This is a genomic window from Roseobacter sp. SK209-2-6, from assembly GCF_000169455.1.
Classification (GTDB): domain Bacteria; phylum Pseudomonadota; class Alphaproteobacteria; order Rhodobacterales; family Rhodobacteraceae; genus Pseudophaeobacter.
Genome location: NZ_AAYC01000010.1, coordinates 64,247 through 77,433, shown reverse-complemented (window position 1 = coordinate 77,433; position 13,187 = coordinate 64,247). Strand labels below are relative to the sequence as shown.

Here is a 13,187-nt window from a genome sequence, read left to right as displayed (position 1 = left end):
GGGTCTTGCGTAAATCTGGCGAGCGCGCTTACCCGCCCATCTCCACTATCACGGCACCCAACGCGATCAAAGCCATCAAGGCGATCCTACGCGGGCCTACGGTTTCCTTCAGCACAAGCCAGCCGATAAGGGCGGCAAAGACGGTTGAGGTCTCGCGCAGGACCGCCGCCTCACCGACCTTATCGAGCCGGGTTGCCAGCATGATCGCACCAAAGGACATAAAAGCGACGATGCCACCAAAGCCGCCCTTCAACATCAAGGGGCCCAGCGCAGGTGGATTCGCCATGCGACGCCAATGCGCAAAGGCCAAAAATGGGAATGTCGCCCCATCGATCATGAAGAACCAGGCCAGAAAGGTAAACGGATCCGCCGTCGCCCGGATGCCATAGGCATCATAGGTGGTGTAGAGCGCCACAAAGAGCCCTGTCGCAACCGCAAGCGCCAAGGCAATGCCGAGAGTTTCGCGCTCAACCGTCAGATGGCGGAAATTATACGCCGCCAGCCCAAAGATCCCCGCCAGCAAAACGCCGACGCCCATCCACTGCGTGAGCGAGAAGACTTCCCCGAACAGAAGATAGGCGCCGATCACGGTAAAAAACGGTCCAGTGCCGCGCACCACCGGGTAGACCACCGTGTAGCTGCCCTTGGTATAGGCCAAGGCCTGCAGCAGTTTGTAGCAGATATGAATGACCCAGATGATCAAGAAGATCAGCCACATATGCGGTTCAGGCCAGGGCACCACGAATAGCGCAAAAGGCGCGGCCATCAGGCAATAGGAGAGATCGATCGCCCCGCGCGACAGCCATGGATCATGGCGACCTTTTTGCAGGGCGCCAAAGACCGCATGCAGGAAGGCCGCCATGATGGCCAGGGCAAGGGCAACCTGATGCCCGGCCTCGGTCCCTTCCAATGAAATCAGCCAATCGCTCAAACTCAAAAGCCTTTTGCGGACAAAGGCGCAAGGCCCCCGCTGTTAGAAAACCCGGAAATTGCCTTAGCTCTGGTCCAGACCGGTCAGAGCCGCTGCAAATTCCTCTGGGTCAAAGGGCGCAAGGTCATCAATCTGTTCGCCCACGCCGATCGCGTGGATGGGCAGGCCAAATTTATCCGCCAGCGCCACCAGAACGCCGCCCTTTGCGGTGCCATCGAGCTTGGTCATCACCAGTCCGGACACATCAGAGATCTTGCGGAAGGTCTCTACCTGGCTGAGCGCGTTTTGACCGGTGGTTGCATCCAGAACCAAAAGCGTATTGTGTGGCGCTGTTTCGTCCTTTTTCCGGATCACCCGAACGATCTTGGCCAGTTCTTCCATCAGGTCCGCGCGGTTTTGCAATCGCCCAGCGGTGTCGATCATCAACAGATCAGCCCCCTCTTCCTGCGCCTTTGTCATTGCATCAAAGGCAAGGCTGGCAGGATCAGACCCTTCCGGGGCCGTCAGAACCGGCACACCCGCTCGTTCGCCCCAGACCTGCAACTGCTCCACTGCGGCGGCACGGAATGTATCGCCAGCGGCAATGACCACTTTCTTGCCTGCGCCTTTGAATTGGCTGGCCAGTTTACCGATGGTTGTCGTCTTGCCAGAGCCATTCACCCCAACCACCAGCACCACCTGTGGACGATGCGCATAGATCGGCATGGGCTTCGCGACCGTCTCCATGACACGGGCAACTTCAGCGGCAAGCAGTTCTTTGATTTCGCGGGCTGAGAGTTTTTTACCCAGTCGCCCCTCTGCCATGTTGGAGGTCACGCGAAGTGCCGTATCCACCCCCATATCTGCAGCAATCAGCAACTCTTCCAGCTGCTCCAGCATATCGTCATCCAGAACCCGCCGTGGTTCACTGGCGCTGCTACGTCCAATCAGTCGCCCCAAAAGACCAGGCGACTTGGCTTTGCTCTCTGGAGCCGAGGCTGCCGGAGCTGGGCTCGGCTCAGCCGCTTGGCTGTCCCGTTCAGTCGTTTTTTCTTCAGCCGGTTGTTCTATGGGCTGCTCTTGTAGCGCGGGTTCGGCGACAGGTGCTTCCGGCGCCGCAACAGGGCTATCTGCGCCGTCTTCCACGATCGCATCCAACCCCTCATCAAGCTTTGACGAGGATTTGAACAAACGCTCCTTGAGCTTTGAGAAAAACGCCATCCGGGCCTCCGCAAAAGGGTTTCACCCCCACCTAATGCGCTTTGGCGCCGGTTGCAAAGCAGATGAGGTCGCAGCCTCAGGAAAATGCCAGAAAAAACCCGCCCTGTGCACCCCAGTAAAGTGGCCAGACAGCATAGGGTGTCCAGCGCCGCAGCCAATGGTCCTCAGCCAGCACAAAGGTCTCAAAGGCCAGAACAATGTCTGAAACCATAAAGGCCAGAGCCGCAGGCAAGATCCAAAGCAACGCGCCTGTTGCTTCTATGCTGAGCGCTGCAAGCCCCATGGACAAGATGATTGGGATATAGGCCAGCACCGCGAATTTCAATTCACCGGCTTTTGGCGCAAGGATCCGCATCATCGCAGCTCCTACGACCAAAATCAGCAAAGCAAACAAAGCATTAGGCAAACCAAAGAGACGTGCCAACACGCTTTCTTCCAGCCCCAAAAACAAAACAACATAGACCAGATGTCCCGCTGCAAAGGCGCCGACCCCAGCCATAAAGGCCCCTTCCCCTTCGCGGGAAAGGAAGAAATCCCCCAGTGCGCAGAGCAAAAGCGCCAAGACCAGCAACATAGGAGCACCCGCCATCCAAGCGGCGAGCCCCAATAGGGCAACGGAGATTGTTTTGAGGAAACTTCGCAGTGCAGAAGCTTCCTTGGCGCAAAAAAAGAGATAGCCCAGCGCTGAAAGCGCAGCAATTGTTGCCAAAATAGTCCCGAGTGTCATGCCCTCACCCCCAGCGCCTTTGTCTAGACCAACATGCTTGCCCTTTCACCGGGCTTTGGTCAAAGGTGACCAAAAGGAAAGCTCTGTTGTCGCGCCAAGGAGGAGGTTGACGTGTTTTGGTTTGCATTTGCCAGCCTCAGCCCATTGGCCCTATTGGCGGCTTCAGCGATTTGGGCCAACGAAATGTCTTGGCTCCCCTGGTTGGCATTGCTTTACCAAACCCTGCTTGTTTTTGGCTTGGATCAGATCGGGCGACGCAATCAGGTCCGGGAACCGGGCGTTTTTGCAGACCTACTTTCAGTCTGCCTTGCTCTGGGACATATCCTCGTTCTCTATCCGGTGCTTGACGCAGCGCTCAACCTTCCGCTCGGTTCCGGGTTTGCACTCTTACTGAGTTTTGCACTTTTCATGGGGCAGATCAGCCATCCCAACGCACATGAGTTGATCCACCACCCTTCCAGAGGGATGCGCCGGCTCGGTCTTCTGGTCTATTGCTCGATGCTCTTTGGACATCATGTTTCGGCCCATTTGAAAGTTCACCACGTTCATGTGGCAACCAGGATGGATCCCAACACCGCCCGACAGGGTGAGGGCTTTTATCGCTTTTTCCCACGCGCCTGGATTGGGTCGCTTCGTGCGGGGCTCGTCGCTGAAAACCAAGCGCGTGCCAGGAGGGAAAAGCCTGCCTCCCCTTTGTCGCATCCCTATCTTGCGTATTCTGGCGGAGCCGTTTTAACGCTGGGCCTTGCCTATCTTGTGGGCGGGATAGCGGGCCTTGGTGCCTGCCTGTTTGTGGCCTTCTATGCCCAGGTGCAGATCTTGCTGGCGGACTATGTGCAACACTACGGGTTGCAACGAAATAGCCGGGCAGATGGCCGACCTGAACCGGTTGGGCCTGCACATTCCTGGAATGCACCGCATTGGTACTCCTCCTCCATGATGCTGAACGCGCCTCGACATTCGGATCACCACCTGTCGCCCAAACGCCGCTACCCAGAGCTACGCCTTGAACCGGCGATGCCTCTCTTGCCCTACTCCCTTCCGGTTATGGCAGTGCTGGCCTTGTTTCCCCCACTTTGGCGCCGGGTCATGAACCGTACAATGGTCCAGCAATCCATTGACTGCCGCCACCAGGACCACAAAGCTTAGACTGATATCGCGACCTCTGGCACAATTCATTTATGCGCCAGTTTGTGATTCTCTTTGCCCTGCTGATCCTAACCCCGCTCACCGGGCACAGCGGGGAGCCTCTTAGTGCAGAGGAATTTGACCGCTACACTCGCGGGAAAACCCTCTTTTACGGTTTTGCAGGCCAAGCCTACGGGGTTGAGCGTTATCTCCCAGGACAAAGAGTTATCTGGTCGTTTCTGGATGGCCGCTGTCAAGAAGGCCACTGGTACCAAGAGGCTGATCAGATCTGCTTTGTCTATGAAGATCGGCTGGATCCTCAATGCTGGAGTTTTGAGCTGTCGTCCAAGGGTCTATTTGCGCGCTTTGAAAACGACCCACAAGCAACCGAGCTTTATGAGGCCGAGGACTTTGGCGCAGAGATGTATTGCATGGGCCCAGACACCGGTGTCTGAACAAACGATTAGACGGCGTTCAGGGTCCATGCGACCAGAAAAGTACGATCAGAAGAGAGAGCCTTGCTCTCCATCTGGCTTCTCAGGTTTTGCCTTTGTTTGTTTCACCGGTTTCGACGTCACCTGTTTCGACGATGCCGATTTCTGCTGAGGCCCGCTTGCGGCCTCCGTAGCCGCTTCCTCGGTGTTTTCCAGTCGAAATTCGCCATCCGCAAACTCAATCGTCAATGGGCCAGCATTCTGTGCTTCAACCGAGCTCGTAATCAAATCCGCACCACTTCGCACAACAGCATAGCCCCGGTCCAACGTTGCTTTATAGCTAAGGATTTCCAGTTGGCGGCCAGCTGTCGCGAGAGATCGCTGCATCCGCTCCAGGCGCAGGTCCTGCGCGGACTTCAGCCGGATCCCCAGACGTGAGAGCTGCTCTTTTTGCCTGTCAACTTCTTGGTCAAGTGGGCGTGGGCTCAGTCGCGAAGAAAGGTTTCGCAAACGGTCCTGACGGGAGGAAACCAGTTGACGCAGGGTTGCGGGGCGCAGCGCCGCAGCTGCGCGGCTCAGGGTGACCTGACGCTTTTGCACCCCAGCCATCAGGGCGCGCGGCAGCGTTTCTGAAACCCGGTCCAGACGCTGGCGTGGTGTCTCCAGCAGAGTTTCAGGCCGTGGAATTGCACGGGACAGATCATTCAATCGTTGACGGCGCTGCTGCACCGCCTGGCTCACACCACGGGTAAGCCGTGCCCCCTGTGCCTCGCTCCAGGCCATCAATTCCAACCGCACAGGCACCGCATGTTCCGCAGCTGCTGTGGGCGTTGGCGCGCGCAGATCGGAAACAAAATCGATCAATGTCGTGTCAGTCTCATGACCAACGGCCGAGATCAGCGGGATCTCACTGGCGGCGGCAGCCCGCGCCACGATTTCTTCGTTAAAGCCCCAGAGATCTTCAATCGCTCCTCCACCGCGGGCAACAATGATCAGATCAGGACGTGGCAAGGCGCCGCCTGGCGTCAACCGGTTGAACCCTTCGATAGCACGCGCCACCTCTGGCGCACAGTTCTGCCCCTGCACGGCCACGGGCCAAACCAAAACCTTGCGCGGGAAGCGGTCCCGCAGGCGGTGCAGGATATCCCGGATCACCGCACCGGACGGTGAGGTCACCACCCCGATGATCTGTGGCAGATAGGGCAGCGGCTTTTTGCGCTCCATCGCAAAGAGACCCTCGGCCTCCAGCTGTTTCTTGCGCTTTTCCAAAAGCGCCATCAGCGCGCCCTGCCCCGCAACCGCAACTTCATCCACATTCATGTTGTATTTGGACTGCGCACCAAAGGCGGTGAGCCGTCCGGTCACCACCACTTCCAATCCCTCTTCGGGGACAACCGAAAGACTGGAGATCTGCCCTTTCCAGGTGGTGCAGGCCAGGACAGAGCGGTCATCTTTGATATCATAATAAAGATGGCCCGAGCGGGCTTTGAACACGCGACCGACTTCACCCTTTACCCGGATTCTGCCAAAGGTTCCTTCCAGGGTGCGCTTCACCTCTCCGGAAATTTCCGAAACGCTAAACTCCGGTGTGTTCTGGCCCGGTTGGGGGTCGTCAAAGAGGTCTGACATGGGGGTACTGCTCTCCTGCGGCACAGGTGGTTCTTGTTTTGAAGCCGCGCGCAGCATAGAACGCGCCGCAAGCATGGCAAGCCCCGGAAGGCATCTCTTGGGGTGTGGCATTGGCAAATTGGAGAATGCGCAGATGAACATCCTTATCCTCGGCAGTGGCGGTCGCGAACATGCATTGGCCTGGGCGGTGATGCAGAACCCCAAATGCGACAAGCTGATTGTTGCACCAGGTAATGCCGGCATTGCCCAGATTGCGGATTGTGCCAGTTTCAATATTGAGGATGGCGGTGCGGTCGCTGCTTTTGCCGAAGAAAACGCCATCGATTTTGTCATCATCGGCCCGGAAGCGCCGCTGGCTGCGGGTGTGGCCGATCGGCTGCGCGAGGCAGGCCTCCTGGTCTTTGGCCCCTCCGAAGCGGCAGCCAAGCTGGAAGCTTCCAAGAGCTTTACCAAAGAGATCTGCGATGCCGCCAATGCGCCGACTGCAGGCTATGGGCATTTCACCGATGCCGAAGCCGCCAAGGCACATGTGCGCAAGCATGGCGCCCCTACGGTGGTCAAAGCCGATGGTCTGGCGGCAGGCAAGGGTGTGATCATTGCCATGACCGAAGATGAGGCCCTGGCCGCCATCGATGACATGTTTGGCGGCGCCTTTGGCGGCGCTGGCGCCGAGGTGGTGATCGAAGAGTTCATGGAAGGCGAAGAGGCTTCGCTCTTTGTGCTGGTGGATGGTGAGGACGTTCTCGCCATCGGATCTGCTCAGGACCATAAGCGCGTCGGCGAAGGGGACACCGGGCCGAACACTGGCGGCATGGGTGCCTATTCACCGGCTCCGGTCCTCTCGCCAGCAATCGAAGCAAAGGCGATGGAAGAAATAGTGAAGCCAACCATGAAGGTCATGGCGGATCGTGGCATGCCCTATCAGGGGGTTCTCTATGCTGGGCTGATGATCAAGGATGGCCAGCCGCGCCTGGTAGAATACAATGTGCGCTTTGGCGATCCTGAGTGCCAGGTCCTGATGATGCGTCTGGGTGCGCAAGCGCTTGACCTGATGCAGGCCGCCGCCGAAGGGCGCCTGCGCGAGGCGCAGGTGAACTGGGCCGAGGATCACGCCATTACCGTTGTTCTGGCTGCCGAAGGCTACCCTGGCAGCTATGAGAAAGGCTCTATCATCAAGGGGCTGGATGCTCTCCCTGAAGATAGCAGCAACATGGTCTTTCACGCCGGCACCAAGGCAAGCGAAGGCCAGATTCAAGCTGTCGGTGGGCGCGTTTTGAACGTGACAGCACGAGGGGCCACCCTATCGGAAGCGCGCGACCGCGCCTATGCTATGGTAGATGGTATCGACTGGCCCCAAGGGTTCTTCCGCCGCGACATCGGTTGGCGCGCACTCAAAGGCTAGCGGCTCTCCAGCGAATTTGAGCCACCTTGCAGGTCCCACAAAAGAGATGGGGCTTGCTCTGCCCGGCTTCAGCGGAACCAATTCGACACAAACGTGATTTTGAGGAAAGCGCCTAGCCTAACAAGGCTTGTTTTGTTGCCCAAGACAATCCAGTCAGAACAAGATGAGTGGCCGCCGAGATGCGGGCATTGCCGCCTCCCTAACTATTGATTTCAATGTCTGCAATCCTGATTGCCGCCCTTGTTACTGCAGCGCAATATTCTGTGACGCCATTCGCATCTCTGATTGATCAGTGGGAGCCGCCGAAAGTGTGCCTCGCTTGATGATGGTGACCTCAAAGCCCCGCTTTCGGGCGGCAAGCGCGGTTTTCTGGACACAATAGTTAAAGTCCAAACCAACCAAACGGAGTTTTCCGACGTTTAGTGTCGCAAGAAGTTGGTCGAGCTCTCCAGTCTCGAACCCATCTTGAACCCGTTTGACCAGAACATGGTCTGCGAGGTCGGCAAATGGCTCTGCCAGTTCTGTGCCGGGTGTTCCTTCAATTGCTTGGCTTTTCATTGTCAATCGCGCTACCATCTTGGTCGACGGAATAGACCATTCCTGACGAAGAGCAATGATCGGAAGTCCCTTCGATTTTGCCTCTTCGATTTCTTCAAGGATGGCAGCTTTGGCTTCTGTTTTCGAAGCATCGGAATAGGGACCGTCCTCCCAAAACACTGATTGCAGATCTATCAGGATAAGGGCGGTTTCTGATCGATCCCCGATTTGTTTGCCATCACTAATGGATCCTATGCGTATTATCCCGGTCGTGAACCAAACAAGAAATACGAGCGCCAGTGCGCCCAATCCGTAAATGAGTGTCATGGTTGGTTATCTTTTTGGGCTTTGAGTTGGGCGGTCACGGACAGAACCACTTTCAGCGCAGTTGCGATTTCATCCTCTGAAAACTCCTCGCTCACGACTTGCATCAGTTTCATCTCCCGCGCGATGACTTCGTCGATCAACGCGCTGCCTCTTTCGGTCAGCGCCAGAAGTGGTGATCGCACATGTCGAGGATTGGGACACTGCATCGTGAAGCCTGCCGAAAGCGTTTCGTTGACCATGAGTTGGACGTACTGACGTTTGATATCGAGCTTGGCCGCAATTTCTGGGACAGACAGATTTCCTTGCGCCCGCAGTATCTCCAGAACCGCACGCATTCGCACGGTGATGCCTGTCCCCGACAACCCGTTCTCTACACAGGATTCGGCAGCCTGCATGAGCGGGCGCGACATCCATATCAGTTGGTATAGTTTCTCACTTTTCATAATGTCACTATCATTGTCATATTGACAACATGAATGTCAATATAGTTCATCTGCCGACATTCTTGCATACTGCAGCATCGAACAGATGGGCTCATTCCAGATCCTTTCTTTGTGACGCTGCGAGCGTTGTTCGAAATAGACTCTTTGAGGAGGGTCTTCCGCAATTGTCTGGTTCCCACCTTCCCCAAGGCAAGCTAAGGTCGCCGCAAGCCCAGGAGAGAGCATGGAAAACCCACCCTCACAGGAAGCACTGGATAGCCTGTTCGGTGAGCGGGACTTGACCGCTCTGGCTTTTGACTTTGTGCCAATTGGAATTGTCGCAACCGAGAACAGGGTTCTAAAGGAGTGCAATCAGCGCTTTTGCACCATGTTCGGGTACAGCCGTGCCGAGATGCTGGATCGGCTTTTTACTTTTCTCTATCCCTCTGAGGAAGAGTTTCTGAATGTTCGTGACCGCGGCAACAAGAGCCTTGGGCGCGGAGCTCTCTATTGGGATGAACGGGTGATGCGACGCAAGTCCGGCGAACTGTTCTGGGTTAGGGTTCGAGGCCATAGCTTTACCCCCGAAGACCCCTTGGGGCGCGCAGTATGGAGCTTTGCCGATCTTTCTGAACAGCGCCCCTATCAACCCCTCACCCGACGGGAGCGCGAAGTTTATTCTCTGCTCGGCGAAGGGCAGACCAGCAAGGAAATAGCCCGGACCCTGAACCTGAGCTACCGCACTGTTGAGGTGCACCGTGGCAGCCTTCTAAAGAAGATGGGTGTCAGCAATACCGCCGCTTTGTTCTCGTCGCTGGGCGACATCACCGGGGACCATGTGGTTGGGAGTAGCTCGCTTAAGAAAACAGAGCAGATCTAGGTAGATAGATGGATCAGGCCCGGTGTTTACGCGCTACGGATGAAGAGGAACTCGCAGCGGTTCTTTCGCTTATTCAGGAAAGCTTTGCCTATATGGAGGGGCGCATTGATCCCCCTTCTTCGATGCTGAAGCTCACGCTGGAAACCCTGCGCCAGCAATGCCGGACAGGCGAGATCTGGGTGATCGGGGCACCGCCCCAGGCCTGTGTTTTCCTCAGTCCTCATCAGGATCATCTCTATCTTGGGAAGCTAGCCGTCGCGGAAGCATATCGTGGCAAGGGCCTAGCCCGTCAGCTATTGGATCTGACGCTTCACCGCGCGGCAGAAACCGGCAAACAACATGTCGAGCTTCAAAGCCGCATCGAACTCACCGAGAACCACCGGGCTTTTGCAGCCATGGGGTTTCATGAGATCGAGCGCACGGCTCATGCAGGGTATGACCGGCCCACATCGATCACCATGCGGCGCTTTCTTTAGCTTTTGCGGGTGTAGGTCTAGCTGCCCTCGCAGGCCAGGACAGGTCCTAGCCCCACATCGGGGTCTAGTGGACGCAACTCCTGTGTGACGATCCCACTCTCTGTCAGCCGAGAGGACATCACTTTTGACCAATCGGCATTGACTGTGATGATCTCAGGCCCATTTCCGCAATCACGCAGGCCGGAAGTGATGAAATCCTGACCAATCTTGTGGTTGGTCAGTCCAGCTTTGCTGGCAACCTGGCGCAGCTCACCCTCTTTCAAGGTCCAGATCCGCAGCGTTTTTGCCAGGTGAGGGCGATCAATATAGGCGAATTCCGGCCAGCCATCCCCATTGAGGTCCTGCGCGCTGATAGGCGCCAACCAACGGTAACGCCGTCCGATAAAGGGGGTGGCAGCATAAAGCCCTTGCTCATCATAGAGAGCAAGGCGAGCACCCTCTGTCTGGCTGCTTTCGACCACCATGACCAATGTCGGGGTTTCGTCACCCTGAACAATTCGGGGCGCGAGATCCTCAAAAACCCGGCTCTCTGGCAGGCGGATCGTGACCTCATATGGTCTGCCATCCCCACAGTCGAGACAGGGATCAACGGTCAGAACCAAAGCGCCCCATTCCGCATTGGGGCCCAAAACGGCATGTCCATAGCGCTGGGTCGGTTCAGAAAACTCGGCTTTGACAATCACATCCGGAGGCGTCGCTGAAACTGGCGCGGCCAGAAAGTTTGCAACGATTGCTGTCAATGCCAAAGAGGTTCCCCGCAGACAATGCAGGAAACCTCTTGAAAGGTGGGACCGAAGGCGTTGTGCTTTGGTCCCCTTCCTCATCAGATTTGTTTTTCAGGCATTTGGACAATCAGGCCATCCATTGCGTCGGTCACTTTGACCTGACAAGTCAGGCGAGAACGCGCAGGATCCGGCTCAAAGGCAAAATCCAACATGTCCTCTTCCATGTCATCTTTGGCTGGAAGCTTTTCAACCCAATCAGGGTGGATATAAACGTGACAGGTGGAGCAGGCACAGGCGCCGCCACAATCCGCTTCAATTCCCGGAATATTATTGTCGCGCGCACCTTCCATAACGGTGAGGCCATTCGCAACCTCGACTACATGTTCGGTGCCGTTGTGTTCGACATAGGTAATCTTTGCCATAGTCCGTATTTCCCCTTCTCGGTACTTGCCCGAATGTGTATCCAAGCCACTGCGACCACGCCAGCCCCAATTGCGGCATCACATGCCGGTCCTAGGCCGTCAGGCAAGAAAAGTGCCGAATGGATGCGAAGTTCCTACACTTCGGCAAAAGAAAGCAGGCTGCACCGGCCGCGAGGCCTCGCTTTGTGCCACGTCGTAGCAGGCCAGCAATGATCCATAGTTCGCGCCCACTCAAACACAGCTTTGCTAAGCCTGATTTCTGGTCTAGGTTTCGACAAAAAGCAGACCGGACTGGTCAAGCTAAGGGCAGACGAGCATGAAGAACCCTTCTTTTATTGGCCACTTGTTTCCAGCGCTCATCAGTGTTGGGCTATTAACCGGATGCTCCACGGCAACGACTAGCACGTCTTCCCCGGCGCAGCCTCCCCGGCAAGAGCGGCTAGCCCCACCCGGAGCACCCGAAGGAAGTTGCTGGCATCAAAACACCAGCCCCGCCGTCGTCGAAACCGTTACAGAGCAGGTCCTTGTCACAGATGTTCAGAAGAACGCAGAGGGAGAGATAATTACGCCAGCGGTTTTCCGCACCGAAACCAGACAGGAGATCGTCGAACCACGGCGTGTCAGCTGGATCGAAACCCCCTGCCCCGAAGCGCTCACACCTGAGTTCATCGCCTCGGTGCAACGAGCGCTGGCTGCGAGAGGTTTCTATAATGGGCGTATCACTGGTTACATGGATCGCACCACAAGGCTCGCATTGCGCAGATTTCAAAAGGCCTCCGGTCTAGACAGTAGCACGCTCTCTCTTGCGACCGCACGTCATCTTGGCTTGATCGCTGTGCCCCGAACTGACAGTTAGGGTCCAGCTTGGCCTGCCCCCTCAGTATTTCGCCTGTCCCCACTGTTTCCTGCCCGCGGCTGATCTGATAGGAGGTCGACCAATCCGCACAGCGTGGCGCTTTGCCACTCATCCCAACGAGGAGAAGTTTGAACATGCGACAGATCCGTTTGCCTGAAACAGGCTTTCTGTCTGGCGCCTCTGGCTCGCTGCGGCAGATGTTGGAAAGCCAGGCCAGTGATATTCGCCTGACCAATGGTGAAGTTCTTTTTGAACAGGGTGATACTGGAGATGCCTTCTACGCCGTCATTGATGGCTCTCTTGAGGTATCGATCCTCTCGGCCGCCGGGCGGAAGCTTTCCCTGGATCTAATGCGACCAGGTGCTGTTTTTGGTGAAATCGCGCTTTTTGATCCGGGACCCAGAACCGCGACAGTCACGGCAGCAGAACCCAGCCGACTTCTTAGGTTGCGCAATCGAGACATCCTGACCCAAATCCAAAGGCAGCCCGAACTTGCGGGGGATCTACTGCGTTTGGCAGGGCAACGCATGCGTTGGATGAATATGCAGTTGAACGAGCAAGTCTTCCTGCCCATGCCCGTGCGACTGGCGCGAAAGCTGCTCTATCTTGCACCTGATGGCGGCGATGGACGCCTGGGCCTCTCGCAGTCCGAGCTTGCAGAATATGTTGGAGCAACCCGCGAAGCCGTTTCTAAAACCTTGTCGAATTGGAAACGTAGCGGCCTGATAGAGATCAACCGAGGTGGTCTACAGATCCTTGATCGGGGTGCCTTGGCCATGCTGGCGGAGCCCGAATCCATCTAGCTTTCGGTTGGTGAATTGGATCTTGCTGCCGTCGGCGACACGCAAGACACAAGAAATCACAGTTTCTCAGAAACCTGTGATCCAGTTCACAGAAGCCCCCATTCCGCTATGTTAAAACCCTAAACAAGGTAGCTGCTCACATCCATCCCAGTGGCTACCGGTCTCTAAAGAGAGCCATGTGCCCGCCAGCGCATGGCTCTTTCCCTTTTGGAAAAGGCCCATGGGGCATCTTCCATGAACATCCGTCACCGGTCCAAGTGGAAATGAAACATCAAGCCCTCCGTCTGC

The 13,187-nt window shown here is 56.5% G+C and carries 15 protein-coding genes; 7 read left to right on the top strand and 8 right to left on the bottom strand.

Features of this window, described 5'->3' with window-relative positions:
• Window positions 1-28 precede the first annotated feature (28 nt).
• From RSK20926_RS15310 to RSK20926_RS15300, 3 genes are all read right to left on the bottom strand, one after another.
• Window positions 29-931 carry a DMT family transporter gene (locus tag RSK20926_RS15310; protein ID WP_008208069.1) on the bottom strand — a complete coding sequence of 301 codons (903 nt, stop codon included), beginning with the start codon at window positions 929-931 and terminating at the stop codon, window positions 29-31.
• Between the two features lie 63 nt (window positions 932-994).
• On the bottom strand, window positions 995-2,131 hold the full coding sequence (gene ftsY, locus RSK20926_RS15305; protein WP_008208068.1) for a signal recognition particle-docking protein FtsY: 1,137 nt from the start codon (window positions 2,129-2,131) through the stop codon (window positions 995-997).
• Window positions 2,132-2,207: 76 nt separating this feature from the next.
• Entirely contained in the window at window positions 2,208-2,858 is a 651-nt protein-coding gene (locus RSK20926_RS15300; protein WP_008208067.1) for a lysoplasmalogenase, read from the bottom strand.
• 111 nt (window positions 2,859-2,969) lie between these two features.
• On the opposite strand from RSK20926_RS15300, the gene RSK20926_RS15295 reads away from it, so the two are divergent.
• A complete protein-coding gene (locus tag RSK20926_RS15295) occupies window positions 2,970-4,007 on the top strand; it encodes an alkane 1-monooxygenase (protein WP_050773098.1) in 1,038 nt (345 codons plus the stop codon).
• A gap of 32 nt (window positions 4,008-4,039) precedes the next feature.
• Complete coding sequence (locus tag RSK20926_RS15290) at window positions 4,040-4,441, top strand: hypothetical protein (RefSeq protein ID WP_008208063.1); 402 nt, start codon at window positions 4,040-4,042, stop codon at window positions 4,439-4,441.
• A gap of 48 nt (window positions 4,442-4,489) precedes the next feature.
• On the opposite strand, the gene xseA is transcribed toward RSK20926_RS15290, so the two are convergent.
• Window positions 4,490-6,049, bottom strand: a complete 1,560-nt coding sequence (gene xseA, locus RSK20926_RS15285) for an exodeoxyribonuclease VII large subunit (protein ID WP_037255325.1) — start codon at window positions 6,047-6,049, stop codon at window positions 4,490-4,492.
• A 133-nt stretch (window positions 6,050-6,182) separates the two neighbouring features.
• On the opposite strand from xseA, the gene purD reads away from it, so the two are divergent.
• A complete protein-coding gene (purD, locus tag RSK20926_RS15280; RefSeq protein WP_037255365.1) occupies window positions 6,183-7,451 on the top strand; it encodes a phosphoribosylamine--glycine ligase in 1,269 nt (422 codons plus the stop codon).
• A gap of 243 nt (window positions 7,452-7,694) precedes the next feature.
• On the opposite strand, the gene RSK20926_RS15275 is transcribed toward purD, so the two are convergent.
• On the bottom strand, window positions 7,695-8,315 hold the full coding sequence (locus tag RSK20926_RS15275) for a cysteine hydrolase family protein (RefSeq protein ID WP_008208056.1): 621 nt from the start codon (window positions 8,313-8,315) through the stop codon (window positions 7,695-7,697).
• Window positions 8,312-8,758, bottom strand: a complete 447-nt coding sequence (locus tag RSK20926_RS15270) for a MarR family winged helix-turn-helix transcriptional regulator (protein WP_037255324.1) — start codon at window positions 8,756-8,758, stop codon at window positions 8,312-8,314. Before RSK20926_RS15270 ends, RSK20926_RS15275 begins: the two co-directional genes overlap by 4 nt.
• Window positions 8,759-8,981: 223 nt before the next feature.
• Here RSK20926_RS15270 and RSK20926_RS15265 point away from each other — a divergent pair, with 223 nt between their 5' ends.
• On the top strand, window positions 8,982-9,617 hold the full coding sequence (locus RSK20926_RS15265; RefSeq protein WP_008208052.1) for a PAS and helix-turn-helix domain-containing protein: 636 nt from the start codon (window positions 8,982-8,984) through the stop codon (window positions 9,615-9,617).
• Window positions 9,618-9,625: 8 nt separating this feature from the next.
• Window positions 9,626-10,093 (top strand): GNAT family N-acetyltransferase, encoded by a 468-nt coding sequence (locus tag RSK20926_RS15260; RefSeq protein ID WP_008208051.1) that lies wholly within the window; start codon window positions 9,626-9,628, stop codon window positions 10,091-10,093.
• Window positions 10,094-10,110: 17 nt separating this feature from the next.
• Here the strand turns inward: RSK20926_RS15260 and RSK20926_RS15255 are convergent, their stop codons facing one another.
• Both RSK20926_RS15255 and RSK20926_RS15250 read right to left on the bottom strand, forming a co-directional pair.
• Complete coding sequence (locus RSK20926_RS15255; RefSeq protein WP_008208049.1) at window positions 10,111-10,839, bottom strand: hypothetical protein; 729 nt, start codon at window positions 10,837-10,839, stop codon at window positions 10,111-10,113.
• Window positions 10,840-10,916: 77 nt separating this feature from the next.
• On the bottom strand, window positions 10,917-11,240 hold the full coding sequence (locus tag RSK20926_RS15250) for a 2Fe-2S iron-sulfur cluster-binding protein (protein WP_008208048.1): 324 nt from the start codon (window positions 11,238-11,240) through the stop codon (window positions 10,917-10,919).
• A 316-nt stretch (window positions 11,241-11,556) separates the two neighbouring features.
• Here RSK20926_RS15250 and RSK20926_RS15245 point away from each other — a divergent pair, with 316 nt between their 5' ends.
• Entirely contained in the window at window positions 11,557-12,096 is a 540-nt protein-coding gene (locus RSK20926_RS15245) for a peptidoglycan-binding domain-containing protein (RefSeq protein WP_083805801.1), read from the top strand.
• A gap of 134 nt (window positions 12,097-12,230) precedes the next feature.
• A complete protein-coding gene (locus RSK20926_RS15240) occupies window positions 12,231-12,899 on the top strand; it encodes a Crp/Fnr family transcriptional regulator (RefSeq protein ID WP_008208046.1) in 669 nt (222 codons plus the stop codon).
• Window positions 12,900-13,187: the final 288 nt, after the last annotated feature.

Coding starts and splice junctions, on each gene's coding strand:
- RSK20926_RS15260 (WP_008208051.1), top strand. CDS start 9,626: ATGGATCAGGCCCGGTGTTTACGCGCTACGGATGAAGAGGAACTCGCA.
- RSK20926_RS15265 (WP_008208052.1), top strand. CDS start 8,982: ATGGAAAACCCACCCTCACAGGAAGCACTGGATAGCCTGTTCGGTGAG.
- RSK20926_RS15270 (WP_037255324.1), bottom strand. CDS start 8,758: ATGAAAAGTGAGAAACTATACCAACTGATATGGATGTCGCGCCCGCTC.
- RSK20926_RS15300 (WP_008208067.1), bottom strand. CDS start 2,858: ATGACACTCGGGACTATTTTGGCAACAATTGCTGCGCTTTCAGCGCTG.
- RSK20926_RS15250 (WP_008208048.1), bottom strand. CDS start 11,240: ATGGCAAAGATTACCTATGTCGAACACAACGGCACCGAACATGTAGTC.
- xseA (WP_037255325.1), bottom strand. CDS start 6,049: ATGTCAGACCTCTTTGACGACCCCCAACCGGGCCAGAACACACCGGAG.
- RSK20926_RS15290 (WP_008208063.1), top strand. CDS start 4,040: ATGCGCCAGTTTGTGATTCTCTTTGCCCTGCTGATCCTAACCCCGCTC.
- RSK20926_RS15275 (WP_008208056.1), bottom strand. CDS start 8,315: ATGACACTCATTTACGGATTGGGCGCACTGGCGCTCGTATTTCTTGTT.
- ftsY (WP_008208068.1), bottom strand. CDS start 2,131: ATGGCGTTTTTCTCAAAGCTCAAGGAGCGTTTGTTCAAATCCTCGTCA.
- purD (WP_037255365.1), top strand. CDS start 6,183: ATGAACATCCTTATCCTCGGCAGTGGCGGTCGCGAACATGCATTGGCC.
- RSK20926_RS15245 (WP_083805801.1), top strand. CDS start 11,557: ATGAAGAACCCTTCTTTTATTGGCCACTTGTTTCCAGCGCTCATCAGT.
- RSK20926_RS15240 (WP_008208046.1), top strand. CDS start 12,231: ATGCGACAGATCCGTTTGCCTGAAACAGGCTTTCTGTCTGGCGCCTCT.